Source organism: Pelorhabdus sp. sgz311002, from assembly GCF_056134285.1.
Window position 1 is genome coordinate 69,398 of record NZ_JBWBCL010000001.1, and the last position, 26,885, is coordinate 96,282.

The following is a 26,885-nucleotide window of genomic DNA, read 5'->3' on the forward strand; positions in this document are numbered from 1 at the left end:
GCAGGTCGGATAAAGGAGTCGAAGAGTTTGTCAAAAGAAATGATTGAGGAATATGGAGAACTTTGCGAGGCGCTGCGGCAGAAGTTTCTTGCTGGTTTGAATCGCGAGCAGCGACGGGCTGTTATCAGCACAGAAGGGCCGCAGCTTATTTTAGCTGGCGCTGGCAGCGGCAAGACGCGGGTTCTTGTTCATAAAATTGCTTATATGCTCATGTTTGGGGCCGATTGCTATGAAAAAGACCCTTATCTTTCGGCCGAACGGCTGACGAAGCTTCGCCGCCTAGTAGAAAGCCCTGGCGCTTCCTGGGAGCAATGTGTGGGACTGATCGGACAGGAAGCGCCCATTCGACCGTGGCAGATTTTAGCCATTACCTTTACGAATAAAGCGGCAGCGGAGATGAAAGACCGGGTGGCAGCGCTCATTGGCGAAACTGCGAAGGATATTTGGCTCAGTACGTTTCATTCCTTTTGCGCTAAGTTTTTACGGTTCGAAATTGACCATTTGCCTGGTTATAGCAAAAATTTTACCATCTATGATACATCAGATAGTCAGAGTGTCATTAAACACTGCTTGAAAACGCTGAATCTTGATGAGAAACAGTATGCCCCAATGGGAGTACTGTCAGCCATTTCCAATGCCAAAAATGCGCTCATGGGGCCGCGCGAATTTGCCAGACAGGCTGATCATTTTTACGCGCAGAAAGTTGCGGAAATTTACGAGCTTTATCAAGAGAGACTCTGGCGGAGCAACGCCCTTGATTTTGATGATCTCTTGATGCTTACGGTTACTTTGCTAGAAGAAAACGAAGAAGTGCAGGAAAAATATCAGGAAAAATTCCGTTATATTTTAATTGACGAATATCAAGATACGAACCATGCTCAGTATCGCTTGGCCAAAATTTTGGCAGCGAAGCGGAAAAATCTCTGTGTGGTTGGTGATGCCGATCAGAGTATTTACGGCTGGCGCGGTGCTGATATCAGCAATATCCGTGATTTTGAACGAGACTATCGCGATGCCCAGGTCATTAAATTAGAGCAAAATTATCGTTCGGTAAAGACGATTCTTGACGCCGCGAATGCCGTTATTGAAAATAACGGCAACCGGATTCCCAAAACGCTCCTAAGTACCCGCGAGCAGGGCGATAAGATTACTTATTATTTGGCGCAGGATGAACATGACGAAGCGCGCTTTATTTCAGATCAAATCAGCCAGCTCAATACGATTTATAATATGCCTTACGGCGACATGGCTGTATTGTATCGAACGAATGCCCAGTCGCGTGTCGTGGAAGAATGGTTTATGCGGCAAGGCATTCCCTATACAATGGTGGGCGGTTTGAAATTCTATGACCGCAAAGAAATTAAAGATATTATCGCTTATTTAAAAGTGATTCATAATCCCGCCGATACAGTAAGTCTTCAGCGCATTATTAATGTGCCAAAACGCGGCATTGGCGCTGCCAGTATCGAAAAGATGGAAGCTGTAGCCGCCCTGGAAGAATTCACGTTTTTTGATGTACTGTCGAATACGGATAAAGTGCCGAAATTAACAGCGAAAGTGAAAAAAGGCTGCGAAGATCTGGCTACTTTGATTTTTTCTTTGATGGGTCAAATGCAAAGTCTTTCGGTACGCGATCTGATTGAAAAAGTAATCCATGAATCAGGCTACTTGATAGAACTGCAGCAAGAAGGGACCGATCAGGCGGAAAGCCGCATTGAAAATATGAAAGAGCTTCTGTCGGTGGCGCGCGATTTTGCGAAAGATAATAATGTGGAAGATACTTTGGAAAACTTTTTAGAAAGAGTGGCTCTCGTATCGGATATTGATACAGCCGATTTGGATGGTGAACGTGTTACGCTCATGACGCTCCACTCGGCCAAGGGATTAGAGTTTCGTACGGCCTTTCTGGCTGGTTTGGAAGAAGGCATCTTTCCTCACTCACGGGCGCTTATGGATGACAGCCAGATGGAAGAAGAACGCCGTCTTTGCTATGTGGGAATTACCCGGGCCAAAGAGCGGTTGTATCTGACTGGTGCTAAAATGCGAACGATTTATGGTCGGGCGCAAATGTCGGGACCGTCACGGTTTATTTATGAAATTCCCTCAGAACTGTTAGAACAAGAAGAGCCGCGACGACCGCAGCGACCTGTTTATAATGGGCGTTCCGATAGTCAGCAACGGATTGTGAATAGTCCCTTTCGAGCTGCTCCGACGGCGCCGGTTGGTCAGACTTTTGCCCAAATGCAGCAAAGTCAAAGACAAAGTCTTGGCCAACAAGACTCGTCACGATTACCGAATTCCAGTGCGATGCAAGGTTCTGTAAGACAAGCTAGTACAAGTCCAGGCGCGGCAAGAATTTCTAGTGCTGCGGCGGCAGGCGACTGGAAAGCTGGTGACAAAGCGCTGCATAAGAAGTACGGCGTAGGGACAGTCGTGAGTGTCAAGGGCTCCGGCGAAGAACAAGAGCTCACCATTGCCTTTCCTGGTGTAGGGATTAAGCCGTTTATGGTAAAATACGCTCCGCTGCAACGAGTGGAGTAGGGAGGAATTGTTTTGAACGAACCAATCGGGTGTACGCGTGAGGAAGCGGAACGGGAAATAACGTCTTTACGAGAAACAATTCATACCCATAATTACTATTACTATGTCCTTGATGACCCGAAAATCGCTGATAGTGATTTTGATGGGTTGCTGCGTCGATTGCAGCAGTTGGAAGAAGCTTATCCTGAGCTTATTACCGAGGATTCGCCGACGCAGCGTGTGGGCGGTGTTGTCGCCGACGGCTTTGAGAAGGTGGCCCATCGTCAGCCCCTATTAAGTTTAGCGAACGCTTTTTCCGCGCAGGAACTACGCGATTTCGACCAGCGTATCCATCAAGCTTTGCCTAATCAAACCATCGAATATGTCGGCGAACTGAAAATCGATGGTTTAGCCATGAATCTTACCTACGAGGCGGGGCGGCTTATCCAGGGAGCGACAAGAGGTGATGGCGAATACGGCGAAAATGTGACGAATAATATTCGTACCATTCGTTCGATTCCCTTGAAACTCCACCAGGCGGCGCCGCCGTTGCTCGAAGTTCGCGGCGAAGTCTATATGCCCTTTCGTTCCTTTGAGCGACTTAATGAAGAACGCGATGAAGCAGGCGAAGCCGCTTTTGCCAATCCGCGCAATGCCGCGGCGGGATCGCTCCGTCAGCTTGACCCGAAAATTGCGGCTAAGCGTTCCCTCGATATGTTTATCTACGGATTGGGCGAGGGAGCGCCCGCCGAGCTTGCGACCCATTATGCCGGGCTTCAGTATGCGAAAGAGCAGGGCTTTAAAATCAATTCCCATGCGACGCTGCTGCCTGATATTGAAGCGGTCATTGCTTTTTGCGACAGTTGGTCGGAAAAACGCTTTGCCCTGCCGTACCAAATTGATGGGATTGTCATCAAGGTGAATTCGCTAGCTGCTCAAAAAGCGCTTGGTGCAACAGCTAAAGTACCGCGCTGGGCCATTGCCTTCAAATTTCCCGCTGAACAAGCTAAAACCGAGGTTCTGTCCATAGATATTAGTGTCGGGCGGACAGGGGTACTTACGCCAACGGCGAATTTAAAGCCAGTCCACTTGGCTGGTACGACTGTGAGCCGGGCGGCGCTGCATAATAGCGATTATATTGCCGAAAAAGATATCAAGATTGGCGATAAAGTGCTGATTCACAAGGCGGGTGAAATCATCCCCGAAGTCGTGCGGGTTGTTACGGAAGAACGAACTGGCGATGAAATACCTTTTGTTATGCCAGCGGAGTGCCCTGAATGTGGGTTTCCTGTGGTTAAAGAAGGGCAGGAGGCGGCCCATAAGTGCAGCAATCCCCACTGTCCGGCTTTATTTCGGGAAGGGCTGATTCACTTTGTGTCCCGCGATGCCATGAATATTGAAGGTCTAGGTGAGGCGGTGGCCATTGCCTTAGTCGATAGCGGTCTAGTCACTTCGGTGGCGGATCTGTATCGTCTGACAGTCGAGGAACTGCTGAACTTAGAGCGATTTGCCGCTAAATCAGCCAATAATCTCATTGAAGCGATTGCCAAAAGCAAAGAAGCGGGCCTGGAGCGTCTGCTCTTCGGACTGGGAATCCGCCATGTAGGCGTAAAAGCTGCAGCGCTGTTAGCGCAGCATTTTGGTTCGATTGAAGCTTTGCAGCAAGCCGACGAGGCAGAAATTACAGCGATTGCTGAAATTGGTCCCAAAATGGCGGCAAGCATTTGCCACTATTTCCAGCAGGAAAAGAATCAGCATTTAATTGCCGATTTAACGGAGCTGGGACTGGTTATGACCGCTCTGGCAAAACCAGTTACTGCTACAGCGCAGTTTGCTGGTAAGACCTTCGTGCTGACAGGTACTTTGCCAACCCTGTCCCGCACGGAAGCTGCCGCGGCAATTACAGCTAGAGGCGGCAAGGTGTCCGGCTCTGTCAGTAAAAAAACCGATTATGTGGTAGCTGGCGAAGAAGCTGGCAGTAAGCTGGCGAAAGCGCAAGTGCTTAATATTCCGGTGATCTCTGAGGAAATCCTCGTGAGCTGGCTGGAGGAGGCCGATGATGACAGATAAAACTAGTACGATACAAAATGAATCCCCCATTCAACCAGGACGCTATCGCCACTTTAAGGGCAAAGAATACGAAGTGATTGGAGAAGTGATTCATTCCGAAACAGAGGAACTGCTCGTGCTTTATCGTCCGCTCTATGGCGAAGGAAAACTGTGGGTTCGTCCGAAAGCCATGTTTTTGGAGCTAGTAGATCGCGAAGGTCGTCAGATTCAGCGCTTTTCCTACCTGGGGCCTCACATCTCTGAGTAACTTTGTGATATAATATATAATTATTTGCAGAAAAGCAGAAAAATGGATGGTGAAATGATGAAAATTACCAACGAAGATGTAAAGCAGGTAGCGCTGCTGTCCCGTTTGGATATTGCCGAAGATCAGATTGAGACTTTTGCCAGTCAGCTTAGCGCTATTTTAGATTATGCTGAAAGTCTCAGCAGCTTAGATACGGCCGATACGCCTCCTATGGCTCATGTTTTGCCGATTCAAAATGTTATGCGTGCTGATGAAGTGAAACCATCGCTCGCGCGTGAATTGGCGCAGCAAAATGCGCCTGAGCCGGAAGACGGCTACTTTAGAGTTCCCAAAGTCGTGGAAGGGTAGGAGGAAAGGCGCTTATGCTATGGAAAGAGACAATTCATGGATTGCATGAAAAATTAGTAAACAAGGAAATTTCCGCCGTAGAGCTTTCTGAGTCCGTTTTCGAGCGGATTGATGCTGTAGACAGCCAAGTAAAAGCCTATGTGACGGTTACGAAAGAAACCGCTCTGGAGCAGGCTCGCGCAGTTGATGCCAAAATTGCCGCTGGAGAACAGATTGGTGATTTAGCAGGGATTCCTGGCGCGATTAAAGATAATATTTGCACGAAAGATATTCGGACAACTTGTTCCTCAAGAATGTTGGAGAAGTTTGTACCGCCCTATAATGCTGCCGTTATTGAAAAACTGCAGCAAGCTGATTTTGTCATGACAGGCAAAGCGAATCTTGATGAATTCGCTATGGGCGGTTCGACCGAATCGTCGGCGTTCTTCCCTACGCATAATCCTTGGGATTTGAGCCGCGTTCCTGGCGGTTCCAGCGGCGGTTCTGTTGCGGCTGTAGCAGCAGGCGAAGCCATTTGGGCATTAGGTTCTGATACGGGCGGATCAATCCGTCAACCTGCAGCCTTTTGCGGTCTTGTTGGCTTAAAACCGACGTATGGTCGTGTTTCTCGTTACGGTCTCATTGCCTATGCTTCTTCATTAGACCAGATCGGGCCGTTGACACGGGACGTCACCGACTGCGCTATTGTCATGAATGCCATTGCTGGTCATGATCATCGCGATTCTACGTCAAGCAATACGGTTGCACCCGATTATAAAACAGCGCTTGTTAATGATGTAAAAGGCCTGAAAGTCGGAATTCCTAAGGAGTATTTCGTAAAAGGAATGGACCCGGCTGTGGAAAGCGCCATTAGAAAATCCATTGATCAGTTGGCTTCGCTCGGCGCTGATATTCAGGAAGTCTCCATGCCGCATACGGAACATGCCTTGTCGGTCTATTATCTCTTAGCTCCGGCAGAAGCAAGTTCGAATCTGGCTCGTTATGACGGTGTCGGCTTTGGCTATCGTAAAGAAGGCTCTGATATTGTTGATATGTATAAAAAGACTCGCAGCGAAGGCTTTGGCGACGAAGTCAAACGCCGGATCATGCTGGGAACGTATGCGTTAAGCTCCGGCTACTATGACGCTTACTACCTGAAAGCACTTAAAGTACGGACGCTCGTAAAACAAGACTTTGATAAGGCCTTTGAAAAAGTTGACGTTCTTTTAACGCCAACAGCGCCTTCCGCCGCTTTTAAAATCGGTGAATTTACTGATCCTTTGACTCTCTATCTACAAGACGTATGCACTGTTCCGGTTAACTTGGCCGGTCTTCCGGGTATTTCTGTTCCTTGCGGCTTTGCCAACGGTCTACCAGTAGGGATGCAGTTTATCGGCAAACCTTTAGCGGAAGCAACTCTGCTTCAGGCCGCCTATACCTTTGAACAAAATAATGACTACTTTACGCGCTTGGCGCCGCTCGGGGAGGCCAAATAATGAGATACGAAACAGTCATTGGACTTGAAGTTCATTCTGAATTAAAAACAAAAACAAAGATCTTCTGCGGCTGCAGCACCCAGTTCGGTTCTGAGCAGAATACGAATGTATGCCCGGTATGCCTAGGGCTTCCTGGCGTTCTGCCGGTATTGAATGAAAAAGTCGTAGAGTTTGCCATTCGCGCTGGTCTGGCGCTAAATTGCACGATTTTGCCATTCAGCAAATTTGACCGTAAAAACTATTATTATCCTGATCTGCCGAAAAACTTCCAAACGTCTCAATATGATTTGCCGATCGCTGTAAACGGCTATTTAGATATTGAGGTAGATGGCGAAACACGGCGTATTGGCATTACACGCGTACATATGGAAGAAGATGCGGGTAAGCTAGTTCATGCGGGCACGACAATTTCTAACTCTGATTACAGTCTCGTAGACTACAATAGAACAGGGGTTCCTTTGATTGAGATTGTGTCCGAGCCTGATATTCGTACCCCCGAAGAAGCGAAAGCTTATTTGGAAAAAATGAAATCCATTCTGGAATATATCGACGTATCAGACTGCAAAATGGAAGAAGGCAGTTTGCGTTGCGATGCCAACGTATCACTGCGTCCTGTAGGTCAAGAAGAATTTGGCACCAAGGCTGAAATGAAGAATCTCAACTCCTTCCGGGCCGTGCAGCGAGCGCTGGAATATGAAGTGGAGCGTCAGACCGAAGTATTGGAAGATGGCGGCGAGATTATTCAGGAAACGCGTACTTGGGACGAAGGCAAAGGCATTACGGCGTCCTTGCGCAGCAAAGAGCAGGCCCATGACTATCGTTATTTCCCTGAGCCGGATCTTGTGCCTATTGTGACAAGCGACGAGCGGATTGCTGAAATTCGCGCCAGTTTGCCGGAACTGCCTGACGCGAGAAGAGAACGCCTCATGGCGGAACATGGCTTATCTTCTTATGATGCTGGTGTTATTACGGCATCACGGGCGATGGCCGAGTATTTTGATGCTGTCGTCAGTCATAAAGCGGACGCGAAAGCAGCAGCGAACTATCTTATGGGCGAAGTATCGAAGCATTTAAACAACGAAGGCTTGTCCGTAAAAGAATGCCCAGTAGCGCCGGAAAAACTGGCGGGATTGCTGCAACTCATTGACAAAGGAACCATTTCCAGCAAAATTGCTAAAACTGTGTTTGAGGAAATGTGGAAAACGGGTCATGATGCCCAGCAAATCGTAAAAGATAAAGGTCTTGTACAGATCAGCGATGAAGGAGCCATTCTTGCTATTGTCGACTCGGTTATTGCGGCGAATCCGCAATCAATTGCCGACTATAAAGGCGGTAAGGAAAAAGCCTTGGGCTTCCTTGTTGGTCAGATTATGAAGCAGACGAAAGGCCGCGCTAATCCCGAAATGGTGAATAAAATGCTGCGCGATAGAATTCAATAAATATCTTGCTGATTCATCAGCTCATAAAAGAATTATAAATCTGTAAAAAGTCGTCTTCTTCGGGAGACGGCTTTTTTACGGCCAAAACACCTCTACTATTTTTTTAGTAAAAACATCTGCGGCCGCACATACTAGAAATACTTTCTTGCGAGGCGGAGGAAGATAAATGGCCAAAAACTGGTTTCAAACTATAGCTAGCTTTATTGCAGGAACCCTTCTGTATCAACCGACGCCGAAGCAGCCACGCTTTGTCCTCGATGAAGTGAAGGGCGATGATGGCGCGGTTTCACAAGAGGATACTACCGTACAAGTTTTGCGCGAAATGAAGGCGCTATTACGTTATGGCCGTCACCTTCAGGCGGTTCTGCAAGCGGCTGTTTCCATGGTTCAAACAGCGCCTGATGCTAAAACATTACAATCAATTCAGCAACAAGCAAATAGTCTTATGGCAGAATGGCAGGAAGTAGAACCATTGAATCTTGCTTATCGCGAAGCGTTGCTTCCGTATGAACGGACCATAAGCACAAATTTAGCTGAGAATGACCGCGTCCTTAGCCAAATTTATCAGTTGCCGCGAAATAAGGATCTTGTTTTGCGCTATTTTACTTTGCCAGGAGAAGGCAAGGTGAAGGCCTTGCTTGTTTTTATGGATGGCATTGTTGATAAGAATATTATTAACCAAGGCATTTTGCGTTCTCTCATGGTCCATTCCTGTCAGAAACAAGAAGCTTCTTTGCTTAGACAAATCCGAGAGCAGTGTCTACCCAACAGCCAGGAGCAGCTACTCAAAGAATTCGCTGATATTGAACAAGCGATCAATAATGGCGACGCTATACTCTTTCTGGAAGGTAGCGCCGAGGTCTTAGCTGTTGACGCACGGGGCGGCAAACGTCGCGCTGTGTCAACACCGGTTACGGAATCTGCCGTCAGGGGATCACAGGAAGCCTTTACGGAAGTGTTGCGCGTCAATACGGCTCTCGTACGGTCTGTACTTCGGGCCAGCGATCTGGTGACTGAAATGCATCGAATCGGGAAGCGGGGGCGGATGCAATGTGCTGTCATGTATATTGCGTCAATCGCCAATGAACAGCTTGTTAAGGAGGTTCGTCGCCGCATTGAAAGCTTGTCGACGGCCTATATTACCGAAGCTGGTGAATTAATACAGATGCTGATTGATCACCCGAATTTTTGGTTTCCTCAGGCTCTTTCGACGGAAAGACCAGATAGGGTAGCGGCAAACCTCGTCGAAGGACGCATTGCTATCTTAATTGAAGGCAATCCTTTTGCCCAAATCGTGCCGATCAGTTTATTTTCCTTGCTGCAGTCATCAGAAGATTATAGTCTGCCTGCTTCTTATGTAACCATGATTCGTTACATCCGCATTATCGGAGCCTTTTTGACGACGTTTCTTCCTGGCGTATTTATCGCCATTAGCCTCTTTCATCAGGAAGCGCTGCCGACTGATCTGGTGCTGGCCATTGCTGCGGCGCGAGAGCAAGTGCCCTTTCCGGCTGTGGTGGAAATTGTATTAATGATGGGATCGTTTGAACTGATTCGAGAAGGGGGCCTGCGCATTCCCGGGTTACTTGGACCGACTATTGGCATTGTCGGCGCGATTATTTTGGGGCAAGCCGCCGTCATGGCCAAGATCGTAAGCCCAATCATGATTATTGTGGTGGCAGTTACGGGGCTCGCTTCGTTTATTTTGCCGGAATACCGTTTGGGAATTGCTTTGCGGATGCTTAGTTTTCTGTTTCTGATTTTAGGATCGGTTCTCGGCCTTGTCGGAATTGCCGTAGGAATTTTTGTTTTGACAGGTTTATTAAGCAGTATGAAATCTTTTGGCGTACCTTATTTAGCACCAATTGCGCCAAAAGTCGAAAAAGGCAAAGATATTCTACTAAAAGGACAACATTTTAATCAGCAGTCACGGCCTGATGAGTTGAATACTAAAGATCCGATTCGTCAGCCTAATATTAGTCGTTCCTGGACTGATGAAGATCCGGCTCGATAAAGCGAAAGAAGGTGCGTCATGAGTTATGAAGTAGGGAGAATGGGGCTTTCGGAAGGGGCCGCTTTAGTCTTTATCAGCTTATTGCCGCGAGTCACCTTAAATTCCTTTACCCTTGTTTTATCACAGCAGGCGCAGCTAGGCTGGCTCTACCTGCTGGTTAATGGCTTGGTGGCCCTCTTTATTGCCTTTCTGTTAGTCTATATTCATAGTAAAATCAAGGGTGATCTATTTGCTGTGACGTCTATTTTGCTGGGGAAAAAAGCGGCTTGTCTGATTATGGGAATTCTTATTGTCGTATCTGGCGGCAATGGCGTTTTACTTATCAGGCAATATGCGGAAAATACATTGATTACGGCCATGCCAGGGATGGATGTACGCATATCCATCCTTGTCTATACCTTGAGCGCTTTAGCCGTAACCTATTTTGGCGCGAGCGGGATTAGTCGCTGCAGTATCATTTTTATGCCGCTGATGATCGTCAGCTTTTTGGCAGTTACGCTATTACTATATCCGTTTTATATTCCTTATCAACTGCTGCCCTGGCAGGGAAATGGCTTGGTGCCTTGTTTGGTACAGGGGATTAAAGGCGCCGGCTACAATGCCGGATTTTTAACGCTCTTTATCTTAGCTCCTTCTTTTCAGAATATAAAAACTCTACGGCATAGTTTATTACAAGGAATTACCGTTTCTGTATTGTTAAAAGCCTATATGATGGTTATTTTTATTATGGTTTTTGGTGTTGCTGTGGGGTCAGAAAAAACAATGCCTTTTTTTGAACTGGCTAGGCTCATTTATCTTGGACGCTTTTTTCAGCATTTAGAGGCCTTCTTTATTGTGACATGGGTTATTTTGGGGGCTTTAGCCATTGCAATCAATTTCTTTATGGTCAATTATTTACTTGGCCGCGTCTTAGATTTGCCCATGATTCGTCCATTAATGCCTTGTATGGCAATGCTCATGTGTAATTTAGCTTTGCTGCCTGAGGATATAAATAAGACAGTGCAGCTTGATACTAAGTTTATTTTAGTGAATGATTTAGCGGTTTTTGTAATTCCGATCCTGCTGCTTGTTGCTTTATGGATTAAGCAAAGGAAGGGATTTGAATGGGGAAAAAGTGCTTAGTTGCTTTACTGATTGTATGGAGTAGTTGCTTGCTAGCTGGGTGTAATGGTTCACAGGAAACGGATCAGCTTGCTTACGTTCTCGTGATGGGGCTGGATAAAGGGGAAGGGGGGAAACTCAACGTAACTTATCAGATCGCCATTCCCCGGGCCATTGCCGGACAGGGCGGTGGTGGCGGTAAGCGAACACTGAACATGACTTTTTCGGTCTTATCCATTGCGGAAGCCAGAAATTTACTCAATTCTACAGTGGCCTTAACGCCAGTCATTTATCATGTGAAAGCCATTGTATTTGGGGAGGAACTGGCCCGAAGCGGTATTGCTAATACATTAGGACCACTAATGCGCTATCGCGAGTATCGTGGTTCATCCTTTGTCGTTGTGACTCGCGGTAAAGCGCAGAATTTTATTGAAAAAAATAGCCCACCGGTTACTTTATCACCAGCAAAATATTTTGAAATGATGTTGCAGGAAAGTGACGATACTGGTCTATATGCAAAGTCCACGCTCCATAATTTTTACTTACGGTTAAAACAAGGTCATGAGGCTTCTTACGCTGTTTTAGGCGGCGTAAATGAAACCAAAGATAGTAAGAGTAAAATGGAACCCAAGCCCCTGCCAGGGCGAAAAGAGCAAGTTCATGTAAGCGGCACTTTGCCGCGCCAAGGCGGAAATCCGATTGAATTTGCCGGACTTGCTTTGTTTCATGGCGATAAAATGGTGGAGATTCTTGATAGTAATGAGACCAGAATTGTTAATATGCTTTTAGGAAACTTCCGTCAAGGCTTTATTTCCTTGGCAGATCCTTTTTCACCGCAGCAGCAAATATCGCTCCGTTTGCGCGTGGATGATCGGCCGCAAATCAAGGCGCAGCTCATCGACGGAAAAGCGGTGATTCAGATTCACCAAAAAGTCGATGCTGTCATTTCGAGCAATGCTAGCGGAATTCATTATGAAAGCAAAGAGTATCAAAGCGTGTTAGAACAAGCAGCTAGTCAATTTGTTACGGAAGATGCGCAGCGATTGCTGGCAAAGACACAGGCTTGCGGTTGTGATGTAATTGGACTTGAACAGTATATGACGCCCTTTTTATCAAGCTACCAAGAGTATCAGAACTTTAATTGGAGCGATCGCTATAAAGAAGCGGATATTCAAGTTGAGATGGTCGTGAAAATTCGGCGAACCGGCTTGTTATGGCAGACGACGCCGCTACAGGGAAAGGAATAGAAGCGGGGGATTTAGGTGGATGTTGTTTACTTTCTATTAACGTTGGGGAGCGTGATTCACGTCTACTCCTTTGGCGCTTATATGAAAAAAGACGGGAAACAATCAGGCTATCTGGTGATTTCATTGCTTTGTGTTGGTACCTTGGGACTGGCCTTGTACCGCTTTACACAGTAGGAACTTTCGGCGAAAGAGAAGGGACGTTATGAAGCCATTGCAGAAATGTTTGATTGGCTGCTGCATTTTCTGTGTTTTTCTAATCAGCGGCTGCAACGGATCCCGCGAAGCAGAACAAAATGCTTATGTTGTAGCGATTGGGATTGATAAAGGGGAAAATCAGCAGTTAGAGGTGACCTATCAAATTGCCCGACCCGTAGCAGTATCGGCGATTGAACAAGGCGGTAGTAGCGAGACAAGCAATGATAAAGAACAAGACGGAGACTCGAAAAAAGACTGGGTCAATATTACGGTTTCTGGTTTTTCCGTAGCGGAGACGCGGAATGAACTGAAATCAACTTTGGCGCTGATTCCCATATTTAATCATACGAAGTTTATTGTTTTAGGTGAAGAATTAGCCAAGGATGGCATTGGCGATATTATTATTTCGCTCATACGCTTTCAGGAATATCGCGGTTCCATGTATGTTGCTGTAACTAGCGGTAGCGCCAAAAACTTTCTAAATGAAATTCGCCCCGGACTGTCCACCTTTCTCTATCAATGGTATGAACTTATGATGCAGACTGATAGTAATTCTGGCTATTTTCCTGGCGTGTCGCTTCATCAGCTCTATCGAACGATGAAAAGTGAGGGACAGGATTCTTATATTACTTTCGTGGCGCCCAATCGGCGGCTTAGTAGTCCAGCGATGGCGCAAGCGGCAACGGAAGCTTCTGCTTCTACGGAATCTCCCGATTCTTTAGAGCCACTTGAAGCGCCGCATCAAGCAGGCGACTTGCCGCGCAGTTCGGGGAATCCGATTGAAGTTATAGGGGCCGCTGTATTTCATGGGGACAAATTGGCAGGTATTTTAAAAAGCGATCAAGTACGCATCAAAGAGTTGTTTTTACGACATTTAGAAAATGGCTTTGTGAGCGTGAAAGATCCACTGGTACCGGAAAGTCCCAAGGGGATTAACTTTCGCTATCGCGTTGAGGAATCACCGAAGGTTACTACTGCCATTGTTGATGGGAAACCGAGCGCTCATCTTCATTTAGTCGTGGAATGTGAGCTCAGTGGGATCACGAGTGGCATTCACTATGAAGATCCGGCCTATCAAAAACTACTGGAAGATTATTTGAGCAATTTATTTACCAGGGATTTGTTAGACCTTATTCAAGCGACCCAAACCATGAATAGTGATATTTTAGGAATAGGTGATTATTTCCGGCCAAATTTTGCTACTTTGCCTGATTATAAAAAGTTTCATTGGCGCGAACTCTATAAAGACGCGGCGATTACCGGCGAAGTTGAGTGTAAAATCCGGCGCAGCGGGTTGATGGTGCAAACAAGTCCGATCCAAAAGTGAGCTGGCGGTGATGGGAAAAGTGAGTGCTGAGTGGCGGCTACAGCAGGTAACTGCTGTATATGCGCTTCGTTTCAGTAGTTTATTTGTGTTGTTTCATTATGTTCTTCCAATAGGATGGTCTGCTTCTGTTGTGATCGTTGACCTTGTGGACCGCCTGATTAGTCTTGGGCTTGTCTATTTCACTATCAAACGAGCTAATCAGTCATTTAACGATCTCGGTCTTACCTTGAAAAAAGGGAGAAAGCAGTTGTTGATCGGAGCGGTAAGTGGGTTTGTTTTGCTGTTAGCAAGCTATTACTCGGAACAGCTTTATGCTGCGATCTTTTCTTTAGACAATAAGGAACATCCGCTGGTGTTTCTTGCTAAGAATGCGGATTCCTGGCAGAACTTTGCCTGGCCGTTTATCCTTGGCGCGATCATAGCTCCCGTTACGGAGGAGCTTTTTTACCGTTTGTTTACCTTTTTACCGCTTAAACAGCGCTTCGGCTTTTTTCCAGCCATGGTGATTACGTCACTCATTTTTGCCGTAATGCATTATAATGTATATTGGTTGCCGGAAATGCTCCTAGTCAGCGGCACTCTTTGCTGGCTGTACCATCGCAGCGGCTCATTAATCGCACCGATTACAGCCCACTTTATAATTAACAGCAGTAAATTGCTGTTGCTTTATCAGAGCACCTTATTTAACTCGAACCGATAAGGGAGGAAGTTTTTCCTTAGGCAGCGAAGTCAAAAAGAGGCATAGAAGAAAATAGGATGAAAATCGAATAAAAGGAGATTGCATGATGGCGAATTGGCAGGAATTATCCCTTGAAAAGTTACGCTTTCACTGTAAGGAAGAGTTATTTGATTTTACTACGACGGCTGAAATCCCAGAACCACATGAGATGATCGGCCAGGAACGAGCAGTACGAGCAGTACAGTTTGGCCTTATTAATCAAACGCCTGGCTATAATATTTATATTTCCGGTCTTGTGGGCACAGGGAAAATTACTTATGCGAAACATGCTGTAAAACAGGCGGCTAAAGGACAAAGTGTTCCTTGTGATTGGTGTTATGTGAATCATTTTAATAACCCCAGTCAGCCGTTGGCCTTATCATTGCCGCCGGGAATTGGCGTAATCTTTCGCCAGGACATGAAAGATCTTGTTGATAACTTAAAAACAAGTATTTCCAAGGCGTTTAGCAGTGATGATTATGAGCAGTCCCGGAAGACACTGGCAAAACGGTTTCAAGAGCAACGCTCTGTAATTATGGATGAATTCAATGAACTGGCTGAGCAGGAAGGCGTTATGCCGCAGTGGTCTACGACCGGATTTGTCGGTTTGCCGATCATGGATGGTAAAGCTTTGACCGCCGAAGAGTTTCAGAAGCTGCCGAAAGACGAACGAGAAGTGATCGAAAAAAAAGTGATGGCGGTTCATGAGAAGGCCCTTGTGGTGATTCGGCGTATGCAAGCCATCGAACGAGAAGTGCGCGAAGAATTAAAAAAGCTCGATGAAAAAATCGGGATGTACGCTGCCGGAAACCTTCTCGAGGAGCTCTTCGAAAAGTATGCTGGCAATGACGCCGTGATGGCCTATCTAGAAGAAGTAAAACAAGATGTGGTGAAAAACATTGCGGATTTCAAGCCTTCTTCTGGCGAAGAAGAAGCCAATCCTCTAGCCCTGTTTCGGCGTCAGCCTGACATTAAGGAAAAGTATCAAGTTAATGTCCTGGTGAATAATCAAGACTTAAAAGGTGCGCCTGTTGTTGTAGAAATTAATCCCACCTATTATAATTTGATGGGGCGCGTCGAATACGAAGCCCGCATGGGTGTGGTCAATACAGACTATACGATGATTAAAGCTGGGGCGCTGCATCGGGCCAACGGCGGCTATTTAATTCTGCATGCCCGTGATATTTTAAGCAATCTCGGCGCGTGGGAAGCGTTAAAACGAGTTTTGAAAACGAAAAAACTGCCCATTGAAAATCTTGGCGAGCAGTATGGAATGCTAGCGATGGCTTCGTTAAAGCCTGAGCCCATTGATTTAAATGTAAAAGTCGTTTTAGTCGGCAATACCATGTTGTATCATATGCTTTATTCTTATGATGAGGATTTCCGTAAGCTTTTCAAAGTTCATGCTGATTTTGATACGGAAATGGAAAATACAGCAGGCAATATTCATAAATTAGCTGGTTTTATCAGTTCCACAGTGGTACGTAAAGGACTTAAGCACTTTAACCGCGGCGCTGTAGCCCGCGTCGTAGAATACTGCAGTCGCCTAGCAGGCAGTCAAAATAAATTGACGACGCGGTTTAATGAAGTCGTCGAATTAATTTGTGAGGCCGACACCTGGGCGACTCTGGATAAGAGCGAAGTAGTCACGGAAGAGCATATTAAACAAGCCATTGATGAAAAACGGTTTCGGGCTAATAAGTACGAAGAAAAATTGCAGGATATGTTTGCCGAAGGCAAGCTGCTCATGGATACAGACGGGGCCAAAGTGGGTCAGGTAAACGGCTTGGCCGTGCTCGCTGTCGGCGAGTATACTTTTGGTAAGCCGTCGCGTATTACCGCCAATACCTATATGGGGCGATCTGGCGTCATTAATATTGAACGGGAAACAAAGATCAGCGGCACAAGCCATACGAAGGGCGTGCTCATTTTAAGCGGCTATCTCGGCGAAAAATATGCCCAGAAAAACCCTTTGACACTCACTTGCAGTCTGACCTTCGAACAGCTTTACGAAGGTGTTGATGGTGATAGCGCCTCTAGTACTGAGCTTTATGCTATTTTGTCGAGTTTATCAGGCATTCCTTTGCGGCAAGATATCGCGGTGACTGGGTCAGTCAATCAAAAAGGAGAAATTCAGCCGATTGGCGGCGCTACCCAGAAAATCGAAGGCTTCTTTTCCGTTTGCAAGCTAAAAGGGCTTACTGGTAAGCAAGGGGTCATGATCCCTTATCAAAATATTAATAACCTGACGCTAAATGACGAAGTTTTGACAGCCGTCCAAGCAGGAACCTTCCACATTTATGCCGTAAAAACAATTGACGAAGGCATAGAAGTCCTCACAGGCGTAGCGGCAGGAGCGCCGCAAAGCGATGGAACTTATCCCGCCGGAACCGTTCATTTTAAAGTAGTAAATAAACTAAATGAGTATATGGAGCGGTATCTTGCTTTAGGAAAAAGCAGTGAGAGTAAAAAAGCGACCGATCTATAAGCAAGGAGAAGGATTCATTGAAAGACGCGAAACAAAAACCGCCTGTACAAAAAGGCGATAAAATTACAGTAGAGATTCATGGTCTAGGACATAGCGGCGAAGGTGTCGCTCGGTTAGACGGCTATACCTTATTTATTGAAGGCGCTTTGCCTGGCGAACAGGTCACAGCGAAAGTTAAGGAAGTAAAGAAAAGTTACGGACGAGCGCAGCTGTTAGAAATATTGACGGCAGCGCCGGAGCGGATTGCGCCGCCTTGTCCTGTCTATCAGGCTTGCGGCGGCTGTCAATTGCAGCATCTTTCCTATGAAGGACAGCTTGCAGCCAAATATGAGACTGTGCGAGCCGCAGTGGAACGGATTGGCAAGCTTGCTGGCGTTACCATTCAGCCAGTATTGCCATCACCAGAATCGTGGCATTATCGCAATAAAATGTTACTACCCATTGGGCGCCGCGGACGCCATCTCATTGCAGGCTGCTATGCCCAGGGAAGTCATGAGATTGTGCCAATGGAAGCTTGTCTTATTCAGCATGAGGCCAATAATCGCGTCGCTGCTGCTGTAGCGGCTGTGGCAACAGAACTTCGGATCAAGGCTTATGAAGAAGCAACTGGCGAAGGCTCCTTGCGTTATGCCATGGGACGTGTCGGCGTCGCTACTGGCGAAGTCATGGTCGTAGTCGTAACAGCCACCGAAGAATTGCCGGAGCAAGAAGCTTTCATTAAGGGCCTGCAAGAGCGGATTCCTGGACTTGTCAGCATTATGCAGAATGTAAATTCGCGCAAAACCAATGTAATGCTGGGACCTAAAAATAAACTACTGTGGGGCAAAGAATATATTGAAGATAAACTGGGGAATTTGACCTTTCAGATTTCGCCCCATTCCTTTTTCCAAGTCAATACGAAGCAAGCTGTACGCCTTTATGAAACAGCACTGAAGTATGCTGACTTGCAAGGCGAAGAAACTGTCATTGACGCTTACTGCGGCACTGGTACGATTTCGCTTTTCCTAGCGCAGCAAGCCAAGAAAGTATACGGCATTGAAGTAGTGGCGCCAGCTATTGCTGACGCCAAGAAAAATGCCGCCGATAACAAAATTGATAACGTTGAGTTTCTGGTGGGCGATGCCACTGAGGTTATGCCGAAACTGTATCACGATGGGCTAAGACCTGAGGTTGTCGTCGTCGATCCGCCGCGAGCAGGCTGCAGCTCAGAAGTTCTTGATACGTTTGTGCGCATGGAACCAAACCGAATCGTCTATGTATCGTGCAATCCCGCGTCTTTGGCGAGAGACCTCGGCTATCTGGCTGAACAAGGCTACGAAGCCAAAGAAATTCAGCCTGTAGACATGTTCCCCATGACGTATCATGTGGAGTGTGTCGCTCTCATCACCCGCAAAGAATAAGGGTTTAGCGGACTTAATCGCATAAATTTAGACGTTTTTTCGTCGCTTTTCCACCCGTTTTCCACCGCCAGTGTGAAGTGGGTGGAATTTTTGTTATTCATGGAGAGCCTTCTCGAAAATATCTATGGTCTTATTCTGCATTTTTGCAGTTACATGCGTGTAGGTATCGGCTGTTGTTCCGAGGTGGGCGTGTCCTAATCTGGTTTGTACATCTTTCATGTCAGCACCGTTTTCAATCAGCATGGTAGCATGAGTATGGCGCAGGGCATGAAAGTTAAATTGGATCATTAATTCATAGTTAATGACTTTACTGCAGTACTTGATCGATTCCGGTGTAATTAGTTCGCCGTTTTCTTTCGTGCAGAGAAAATTAACGACAGGGTCCAGCACTTCTTGGTGGGACTTATCAAGCGTGTAGAGCCTGTTATCATCGTCTATGTAGTATTCCGTGTAAAACTCGTTGTATTTCAATCGGTTGGCTGCTTGCCACTTCTTATGCTGTTTTAGAATATCACAAAGGGTGTCACCGATCGGAATCTCACGAGTCGAGGAAGATGTCTTAGTAGAGCCAAAATACCAGTAACGGCCCTTCTTGTTTAAGGTCTTATTTATTACGATACTTTTATCTTCCAGGTCGATGCAATCCCAGGTGAGGGCAGTACATTCGCCGACACGCGTTCCAGTGTGGTAGGCGATCAGCAGAGGAATGTAGAAGCTAGAGCCTTGGGGAAACCGCTTGATTATTTTTTCGAATTCTTCCTTGCTCAAGACTTTATGATCAGTCTGTATCTTAGAATGCTCATACTTTGGCATTTTTACATATTGCATTGGATTGTCTTTAATAAATTGAAAGGGAAATACGGCTGCTTTTAAGGCGCCGGATATGACGGTGTAAATATTGAATAGATGATTCTTGGAGTAACCAAAGTTATATTTTTTGTTAATGAACTCCTGCAAGGCGGACGGCTGCAGCCCTTTTAGTTTATAGATACCTAGCTCAGGCTTTATGTGCTTATCAATGATGTTTTGATAGGCCATTTGTGTATTGTATTTGCAGTTGTTTAAAACGTATTCCTTATACCAATAGTCGAAGTAGTCTGCGACAGATAGGTCAGTAGGCTCGAAGAGCAGTCCGGTATTTTCGAATTCCGCCAGAGCTTTTCTCAGCGCCGATTCCGCTTCTTTTTTTGTCTTGCCGCCGACTCGTTCAATCTTTTTACGCTTGCCGTCCACCTTGCCAGCTTCAAAATAATAATACCATGTGGTGCCTTTTTTACGAACTCCTCCGGTCATTTTTCGTTCTCCTTTCCATGAATTAATAGTGAATTCAGTACGTATGTTCGGTAAAATGGGTGAAATAAAAAGCCGTTGGAAATATCCATCGACTTTGCTTATAAATGAGTGTTATTCTGCCAAAGATCAATAACCAATTTATGAAATTCTTCGTTGGCTATGAGTTTACATCCCATATTTATTCTATAGTTATTATCTTATAGATGAACATAAAATTCAAGGGTATATCCCCTACGATTAAGAAGGATTTCATAGAACTGAATTGAAATAATAGATTATATTGGTTATCTTGTGATATACTATTTCAGTATGTCTTTTTTGCTATTAGGAGGCTACGCAATGAAAACAAAGGAAATTGATGTGCGAGTAGCTCTTCGCTCTGATTTGAAGAAGGAATTTTATTATGATTCATCTACACTTATCGTTGATGAAATGCAAGTTTGTTTTGGTGAAGCGCGTGTAGATGTTGCTATTATAAATGGAGCAATTCATGGTTATGAGATCAAGAGTGACAGCGATACTTTGGAGCGATTGCCGCAACAGGTGGAGTATTATGGCCGAGTTTTTGATTATATGACATTGGTTTGTGGTGAACGTTTTGTTGAAAAAATAAATGATATTATCCCTGCATGGTGGGGCGTTAAAGTTGCCAGTGCTAACGAATGCGGGGAAGTTGATATACTTTCTTTAAGGGACTCTAGCGTAAATGATAATATTGATCCGCATTCGTTAGTTCAACTTCTTTGGCGCGATGAGGCTTTAGAAATTTTGACTAGCCATGGTTTTGATAAAGGTGTAAGAAGTAAAAGCAAATGGGAAATTTGGGATAGAATGGTGGAAAAGATAAGTATTGATGAGTTAAGAAGTAATGTTAGAGCGTGTTTGAAGAGACGCCCGCATTGGAGAGCTGATCGATTACAAAAGTAATGTGATGATTAACTGCTGCTTGAATCCAAGTACCGGCATTGCCAGTCTTAGAATTGAGCCGATTAGCACATTCATCTATTCTTTTGTCGCCCGCACTATAGGAGGGGCCACAAAAGATATGCTGTGGATGATTTACTATAAGGTTTGTTACTCGTATATACTGACGAAAACCAATTGGGCCATAAAGTTTCTCTCCTTTTGCAACATACCATTTATCGTCTTTTGTATAACGAAGATTTCCTATCATTCTTTTTGATAAGAAACGTGGATCGATCCGGTCTGGCCAGTATGGATCGTCAACAGTGTAATCGCCAAAAATAAGATCAACTGGAGTATCTTCATCATCGCTTATGTCTTTCCAAATGTCAAATTCTTCTCTTGAAAATTCTTTTACAGTATAATTTGGAATTCCTGCAAGTGATTTTGGGAAAGATGCTCCGGCTAAAGTGACAGTTCTATAAGTATTGATTGACGGTAAAGTTTTTAGAAGCGTGGATAGTGCTACTTTAAGCAACCCTGAAAGTTTAGAGTTTATTTCCTCACAATCAATTACTAAATCAACTTGGTCTGCGGTAACTCCGACCGAAGATAATAAATGAGATAGTACTGAAGAAGCATTAGAGAAATCCGCCTGTTTAAGTCGAATAGATACTCCTCTTTGATATGTAGATGCTATATATGATGCTGCTGATAGATAATCAATAGACTTGTCCGACCCTATAACCGGAATTGCCTTCACTCCTTGATTTTCGGCATCATCCACTATAAATTTTATAGGATGAGACCCATCGCACATTAATTCACCATCGATTTGTTCAGCATCAATCAGGATTGGTTGAGTAGTACCCCAAATATTTTTTAGTTTAGTACCAAATTCGTTTAGATAGGTATCGATGGTACATTTATAATCATCATCATCAAAATTCCATGGAATTGGCGAGAGCAGGCAGAGTGGTAAAATTAGAGGTTTTATTTTTGAATCTAGATCTTTAATCGCTCGTTGCTCTCCCGCTTTCCATTTTAAAATTGGTACATAAATTGGCCCTGTCATAAAATAATCAGATCCTTTCCTTAAATTTTGTCTAACTAATAAAAAGCCACAGACTGACTCAGTAGAGCAGTACTGTGGTTTTTGTCGTATATAATGTAAAGTTAGTTGCGGCATATAGACTGAGCTTTATAGAGATAGTATATTATTTTTAAGTTTTTATATAGTGTGGCATATTTGATCTATTTTGGCTTCTTGATAGTACCTGCTAAGTCATATAATTCATCTTTGTACGACATGATTGGTTCATATAATTGGTGATATGAGCGTCCTATTGCCCCTGTGAAAAGAATAAGAGTTGGTTTATTAGAACCACAATTTAAAATATGACTTTCAGAGATTCCAGGATAAGGATCAATATAATAAATTGTTTTTATGCCAAGCTGATAAGCTTTTTTGGAACATAATTCACATGGACTTGCAGTCGTAAATAATATCCCATTTTCTATGCCCACAGCGCCATATTTAGCGATTTGTAAAAAAGCATTTTCTTCAGCGTGTAACGCTCTAGTATGAACTTGATTATCTTTTCCTTTTAATTCATTATATATGTCTTTAAAACAATACGAATAGTTCAAGCCCCTTTCTTTAATTTTTTCTGCTCTGTCTTGATAGCTTTCAGTAAACTTATCTATGAAAGGAGCGTCTTTTGTTTCATAATCACTATAGGCATTCAAATCGTGTTTGGCTATTAGGTCGTTAGCCGATCTTAATAAGCACGGGACTTGGCCGTAAGGAGTATCATTCCAGCCTACTGACTTTATTGAAAAACTTTGGTCTGTCACAACAGCTCCAACTTGTCGTGATATGCATCCAGAGTTGAATTTTGCTGTATAAGCAATTTGCATACATCGTTCCTCTTTGGTTGGAGTAATTATACCAGGGTGCATTATAAGTGATACATATCGAATTAGACGCGAATTAAGCATAAAATATTTTTGTGGAATTGAGCTAGTAGGATTATTCACATGTATATCAGATTTCTCAATACATGATTGAATGTCAATTTGACCAAGGTTATCTATTTTTGAGGGATATTCTTTTTCATCAATCATTCTTATTTTTTCTAAGGAGTTATTAAGGGTTAAAAGTCTTTTTTTTCTGTCATCGTCAGGTGTATTAATAGCAATTAAATAAAAAGCCGAGTAACGTTGTTTGAAAAATAAAGCTTCATAAGGGTTTCTAAAGGCATCAATGACAAAAAAATCTTTTCTATCATGTTTTTTGTTATACCAACGTGCGATTTTAATGATACAATTAATTCGTTTTGCTATGCGTAATGCCGGAGTTTCGTTGCGATCATCTTTGATAAAGTTTTTATCTGTACGTAGCTTATCTCCTAAGAATTGATATAAGCAGGAATAATTGATTGCAAAAGACTTTTTGAGTTCATTCTTCAATTTAGGTATTTTCTGAAAATAAATATGATATACTTTTTCTATTTTTTCAGTATCTTTTTTTTCTATTTTTTCTATTTTAAGAGATTTTATTTCTTTTTTTAACTTAAAGAAATCTTTATAGACTTTTTTAGTAATTGACAGTTGGTATTGAGACTTTAGTAATTTTAGCTCTGACTTATTAGCTTCAAGTAAAAATGATGTGATTATGCTACTGGCTTCAATTATAGTAAATGGATGCCAATTTTTTCTAGAAAAGTTGTAAATTAATTTGTACTTTCTTGCTTCATTATCTTTGTTCTCATAATTTGAGGGCGGTTCTAAAGGAATATCTCTAAATTCTTTTGATAATATTTGAGCGGCTGTACTACATCCACTTCCAGTTCTACCAGTAAGGCCAATTAGAATATAATTTTTACGTTCTTTAAAGACACCATCAATTTCATCTGTAATTAAAGTTTGTATTTCAGGATTTTTAAGTGCAGTGTTGGTTGGATTATTAGGTTGTGACATAAAAGAACTCACCACTCCTGAGCTGAATTTTTAGAAGAACTGTTATGACTATAAATTTGTCGTTCTTTCAAAGCAATTAAGACAGTATGCATATTCTCGATATCTTCAATAGTTAAATCTGAGAAGTGTTCAAGTTTTTTAGTGATTTCTTTAACTGTATCATCACAAAATGATGAAGGAGAGTTATCTCTATTAATAAAGAAAGTTGCGATTGTACCCGTTAGCATACTTAAGAAGCCAATGCCTATCAGCATTAGGAAAACAGCTATTATCCGACCACCAAATGACTGAGGAGCAATGTCACCGTAACCTACTGTTGTAGTCGTTACAAACGACCACCAAAGAGCATCACCGATTTCCATGTCATCGACGTAAGATATGGCGATTGCGCCACAAAAAATTGTGGAGAAAGTAAACCAAAGAACATGGTGAAAATCATTTGTGGTAACTAATGCACTCAGACGGGTGTGAATTCGATTTAGGTAAACAAATACTCTGAGCATGTAGATTAAGCGAAGAATTCGTAATGCTCTGAGTCCTTGGAAGGCTGCTTCGAAGGGAAGAATAGAAATTAGATCGATGATATTGTGACGAAGAAATTGAAGCTTGTCCTTAGATAAAATGAATCGGACTATGTAATCAACTACAAAGATAATCCATACGGCATAGTCAATTTCTCTAAATATCAGCGTTTCCTTATCGCTTAAATCAAATCGCGCTTCAACAAATAAAGATCCTATTATTACAACCGCAAGAACGGCCATTAACGCATCGTAATAGAGCTTATATCGTTGCGGTAATGCTGCTAGATTCATTTAGACTAACAACCACAACTAGGGCTATAAGTACCGTCACAACATACTGTACGGCCATTTTCACATCCGCAAACACCTTTATGCCAGCTGCAGCACCCTCTGGTTAATGGGATAATATCAGGATCTTTAATTCCGGCGATTGAGTTTTTATCAGGAGGTCTATGAAGATCTGCATCAAGGCTGCCAGCAATAGAGTTAGGATCAATTTGAGGAGTATTTTGATTTGGATTCGGAGATCCAAATACAATTGCGGGGAAGAGCATTAAGCAAAAAAACGTGCAAAATATTAATTTTTTCATTGAGCTCCTCCTTCCTGGATAGGAGCTGTTTTAATGCCCGTTTTAGTTAAAGCATCCCATCCACCTTGTAAAACAGAAACATTTTCAAAGCCGTTCTTAGCTAAGATTTGGGCTGCTCGTATACTGTAATTATCATCAATGCAAGAACAGAAAATTGTGTATGAAGCTTTTTTATCTGCAGTATTCATAAAGTTCTCAAGGGCAGGGCCGCTGTATGGATCAATCCACTTTGATTCTGGAATTTCTAATTTGCTTTTTTCGCGACTAGAAGATGAACGGACATCAATTAAAATTGTGGAGTTAGCAGTTTCTTTGTACTGTGCAGCACCTATAAATTTTACATTTATCTGCGCGGCATAACTCAAAGATGACATAGCAATAAGTAAAAGCAAGGTTAATAATAGTTGCAAACCGACTTTTTTCTTCAATAAAATCTGCTCCTTTTTCTAAATAATGCAAGTAATTAGGCCTTAATACCTAAAATCATACACCTGTGAATTCAATTTGTCATCACTTTATAGAAAATTTTGTATTATTTTGCTAGGAATATTTACATAAGTGGAGAATAATGTAAAAATAATAATTTATAATTGGCGATGGAGAAGAGATATGACAAGAAGAGATATGACAAGAAGAGATATGACAAGAAGAGATATGACAAGAAGAGATATGGCTGAAAGAGAAAATGCATCGATGATACCAATTTTATCAATTGCTATGGCTGGAGCTATATCTACTGCAAGTACTAGCGGGGAATGGAATTGGCTAAGTACGATTGTTGGCATAATGTTAATCTGTTTATTATGTACTTTAGGTAAAATTGATACGGATAAAACTGCACATAAAATAGCCTTTTGTTTAGTATTTTCTTATTGCTTTATCATAATATTGGCCTGTCCTATTCAAAAGTTAGTCCAAAGTGATTATCTACCTTTTTTTCATCAAGAGGTATCTAAAGAACGCAGTATAAGAAAAACATTAGAAGAAGAAAACAAACAATATATTATTGATGATGGGCCTAGGATAATAGAGAATGATAAGGAGAGATTCAGACTGAATTCTGACCTTTATAACTACTTTGATAACAAAATTAAGTCAGATGAACAAAAAGAGATTGATGAAATATTAAGTTGTTTGGCACTTATTATATTTGTAGGATCTTATTTCATACCTAAGGATTGGAGTCGTATTCTTTGGAAAAATAATCTAAAATAGAACGAAATAATAATTGGAAAATAATAGTGAATTTTAATGATAAAAATATTGATAAAAGAAGAGACCTATGAACTTTTGTTCTTAGGTCCTCTCTTTATTTGAATATTTTTTCAAAAGTGATAATACGGTATTAAATTAGGTCGACTAGATATCACTTTTGGCGCTCTGCTTGTTTGGAGACAAATCGTTATTGTTGTAGGCGATAATAACTACAAATGGTGCAGTTAAGTAATTTCTCATTAAACTTCCTTCATAGGTTTGGGGATAGCGTAAAGATTGATTGCTATTGGCATAGGGGTTATCTGTAAAAATAAGTGAAATATTGTTTAAGTTATTACTAGCTGATTTAAAGAACCATGAACATCGTAAACTTGTTGGATTTAGCTGTATGGCTTCAGACGCACCATACTTATCTGAAAATAATTTTTGAAAGTGCAAAAATACTTCCAGACCGTAATTTGAATTTGTTTGAGGGATGTTTGCTGTTGAGGCATAAAGTTTGTCGTCTTTGTTAAATTCAAACTGGATAAAGCATGGAAATTCATTTATTCGATTAAAATACTTTTCATTCCACGTTACGGTTGTAGCATTGCGTTCTTTCATAAATTTATGGATGTCGTTTTTTTCGGTCCCTTGAGGTATATCAAGGAATGGCGGTAATGGCTGATCGAAATAGGTTATCTGGTTTGCGAAACAAATAATAGGAATAGATATAAATAAAATAATTATAAGCGTTACTTTCTTCATATAGTCCTCCTTGACTTATTTTATTTTTGGCCTCCCATGATA

At 43.1% G+C, this 26,885-nt stretch carries 23 protein-coding genes; 16 read left to right on the forward strand and 7 right to left on the reverse strand.

What is annotated here, in order from left to right; all coding sequences use genetic code 11:
• Positions 1-39 precede the first annotated feature (39 nt).
• The 14 genes from pcrA (at position 40) to rlmD (ending at position 18,589) form a co-directional block, all read left to right on the forward strand.
• Positions 40-2,541: a DNA helicase PcrA gene (gene pcrA, locus AC0NJP_RS00350; RefSeq protein WP_474698829.1), complete on the forward strand. Its 2,502-nt coding sequence runs from the start codon at positions 40-42 to the stop codon at positions 2,539-2,541.
• Between the two features lie 12 nt (positions 2,542-2,553).
• Entirely contained in the window at positions 2,554-4,590 is a 2,037-nt protein-coding gene (ligA, locus tag AC0NJP_RS00355) for an NAD-dependent DNA ligase LigA (RefSeq protein ID WP_474698388.1), read from the forward strand.
• Positions 4,577-4,837 (forward strand): DUF1653 domain-containing protein, encoded by a 261-nt coding sequence (locus AC0NJP_RS00360; RefSeq protein WP_474698389.1) that lies wholly within the window; start codon positions 4,577-4,579, stop codon positions 4,835-4,837. The genes ligA and AC0NJP_RS00360 overlap by 14 nt, the downstream gene beginning before the upstream one ends.
• A 57-nt stretch (positions 4,838-4,894) precedes the next feature.
• A complete protein-coding gene (gene gatC, locus AC0NJP_RS00365; RefSeq protein WP_474698830.1) occupies positions 4,895-5,185 on the forward strand; it encodes an Asp-tRNA(Asn)/Glu-tRNA(Gln) amidotransferase subunit GatC in 291 nt (96 codons plus the stop codon).
• A 14-nt stretch (positions 5,186-5,199) separates the two neighbouring features.
• On the forward strand, positions 5,200-6,660 hold the full coding sequence (gene gatA / locus AC0NJP_RS00370) for an Asp-tRNA(Asn)/Glu-tRNA(Gln) amidotransferase subunit GatA (RefSeq protein WP_474037952.1): 1,461 nt from the start codon (positions 5,200-5,202) through the stop codon (positions 6,658-6,660).
• On the forward strand, positions 6,660-8,099 hold the full coding sequence (gene gatB / locus AC0NJP_RS00375) for an Asp-tRNA(Asn)/Glu-tRNA(Gln) amidotransferase subunit GatB (protein WP_474698390.1): 1,440 nt from the start codon (positions 6,660-6,662) through the stop codon (positions 8,097-8,099). Before gatA ends, gatB begins: the two co-directional genes overlap by 1 nt.
• A 166-nt stretch (positions 8,100-8,265) precedes the next feature.
• Complete coding sequence (locus AC0NJP_RS00380) at positions 8,266-10,113, forward strand: spore germination protein (RefSeq protein ID WP_474698391.1); 1,848 nt, start codon at positions 8,266-8,268, stop codon at positions 10,111-10,113.
• An 18-nt stretch (positions 10,114-10,131) separates the two neighbouring features.
• Positions 10,132-11,235 (forward strand): GerAB/ArcD/ProY family transporter, encoded by a 1,104-nt coding sequence (locus tag AC0NJP_RS00385; RefSeq protein WP_474698392.1) that lies wholly within the window; start codon positions 10,132-10,134, stop codon positions 11,233-11,235.
• Positions 11,217-12,461, forward strand: coding sequence for a Ger(x)C family spore germination protein (locus tag AC0NJP_RS00390; protein WP_474698393.1), 1,245 nt, complete (start codon positions 11,217-11,219; stop codon positions 12,459-12,461). The genes AC0NJP_RS00385 and AC0NJP_RS00390 overlap by 19 nt, the downstream gene beginning before the upstream one ends.
• 15 nt (positions 12,462-12,476) lie before the next feature.
• The gene (locus AC0NJP_RS00395) at positions 12,477-12,635 is read left to right on the forward strand and encodes a hypothetical protein (RefSeq protein WP_474037959.1); all 159 of its coding nucleotides are present in this window, start codon (positions 12,477-12,479) and stop codon (positions 12,633-12,635) included.
• A gap of 28 nt (positions 12,636-12,663) precedes the next feature.
• Positions 12,664-13,983, forward strand: a complete 1,320-nt coding sequence (locus AC0NJP_RS00400; protein ID WP_474698394.1) for a Ger(x)C family spore germination protein — start codon at positions 12,664-12,666, stop codon at positions 13,981-13,983.
• 10 nt (positions 13,984-13,993) lie between these two features.
• Positions 13,994-14,683 carry a lysostaphin resistance A-like protein gene (locus AC0NJP_RS00405; RefSeq protein ID WP_474698395.1) on the forward strand — a complete coding sequence of 230 codons (690 nt, stop codon included), beginning with the start codon at positions 13,994-13,996 and terminating at the stop codon, positions 14,681-14,683.
• An 82-nt stretch (positions 14,684-14,765) separates the two neighbouring features.
• The gene (locus AC0NJP_RS00410; RefSeq protein ID WP_474698396.1) at positions 14,766-17,189 is read left to right on the forward strand and encodes a Lon protease family protein; all 2,424 of its coding nucleotides are present in this window, start codon (positions 14,766-14,768) and stop codon (positions 17,187-17,189) included.
• Positions 17,190-17,206: 17 nt separating this feature from the next.
• Positions 17,207-18,589 (forward strand): 23S rRNA (uracil(1939)-C(5))-methyltransferase RlmD, encoded by a 1,383-nt coding sequence (gene rlmD / locus AC0NJP_RS00415; protein ID WP_474698397.1) that lies wholly within the window; start codon positions 17,207-17,209, stop codon positions 18,587-18,589.
• 93 nt (positions 18,590-18,682) lie between these two features.
• On the opposite strand, the gene AC0NJP_RS00420 is transcribed toward rlmD, so the two are convergent.
• On the reverse strand, positions 18,683-19,882 hold the full coding sequence (locus tag AC0NJP_RS00420) for a tyrosine-type recombinase/integrase (protein ID WP_474698398.1): 1,200 nt from the start codon (positions 19,880-19,882) through the stop codon (positions 18,683-18,685).
• Positions 19,883-20,221: 339 nt separating this feature from the next.
• Here AC0NJP_RS00420 and AC0NJP_RS00425 point away from each other — a divergent pair, with 339 nt between their 5' ends.
• Positions 20,222-20,809 carry a sce7726 family protein gene (locus AC0NJP_RS00425; RefSeq protein WP_474698399.1) on the forward strand — a complete coding sequence of 196 codons (588 nt, stop codon included), beginning with the start codon at positions 20,222-20,224 and terminating at the stop codon, positions 20,807-20,809.
• On the opposite strand, the gene AC0NJP_RS00430 is transcribed toward AC0NJP_RS00425, so the two are convergent.
• The 5 genes from AC0NJP_RS00430 to AC0NJP_RS00450 all read right to left on the reverse strand — a co-directional run bounded on the left by AC0NJP_RS00430 (position 20,754) and on the right by AC0NJP_RS00450 (position 25,309).
• Positions 20,754-21,860, reverse strand: coding sequence for a beta family protein (locus tag AC0NJP_RS00430; protein WP_474698400.1), 1,107 nt, complete (start codon positions 21,858-21,860; stop codon positions 20,754-20,756). The two genes, AC0NJP_RS00425 and AC0NJP_RS00430, sit on opposite strands and share 56 nt — an antisense overlap.
• Before the next feature lie 179 nt (positions 21,861-22,039).
• Complete coding sequence (locus AC0NJP_RS00435) at positions 22,040-23,767, reverse strand: hypothetical protein (protein WP_474698401.1); 1,728 nt, start codon at positions 23,765-23,767, stop codon at positions 22,040-22,042.
• Between the two features lie 8 nt (positions 23,768-23,775).
• Entirely contained in the window at positions 23,776-24,582 is an 807-nt protein-coding gene (locus tag AC0NJP_RS00440) for an ion transporter (protein ID WP_474698402.1), read from the reverse strand.
• Between the two features lie 5 nt (positions 24,583-24,587).
• Positions 24,588-24,881: a hypothetical protein gene (locus AC0NJP_RS00445; protein ID WP_474698403.1), complete on the reverse strand. Its 294-nt coding sequence runs from the start codon at positions 24,879-24,881 to the stop codon at positions 24,588-24,590.
• A complete protein-coding gene (locus tag AC0NJP_RS00450; protein WP_474698404.1) occupies positions 24,878-25,309 on the reverse strand; it encodes a rhodanese-like domain-containing protein in 432 nt (143 codons plus the stop codon). The genes AC0NJP_RS00445 and AC0NJP_RS00450 overlap by 4 nt, the downstream gene beginning before the upstream one ends.
• A 181-nt stretch (positions 25,310-25,490) precedes the next feature.
• Between AC0NJP_RS00450 and AC0NJP_RS00455 the strand changes: the two genes are divergently transcribed.
• Positions 25,491-26,096: a hypothetical protein gene (locus AC0NJP_RS00455; RefSeq protein WP_474698405.1), complete on the forward strand. Its 606-nt coding sequence runs from the start codon at positions 25,491-25,493 to the stop codon at positions 26,094-26,096.
• 144 nt (positions 26,097-26,240) lie between these two features.
• On the opposite strand, the gene AC0NJP_RS00460 is transcribed toward AC0NJP_RS00455, so the two are convergent.
• Positions 26,241-26,843 carry a hypothetical protein gene (locus AC0NJP_RS00460; protein ID WP_474698406.1) on the reverse strand — a complete coding sequence of 201 codons (603 nt, stop codon included), beginning with the start codon at positions 26,841-26,843 and terminating at the stop codon, positions 26,241-26,243.
• Positions 26,844-26,885: the final 42 nt, after the last annotated feature.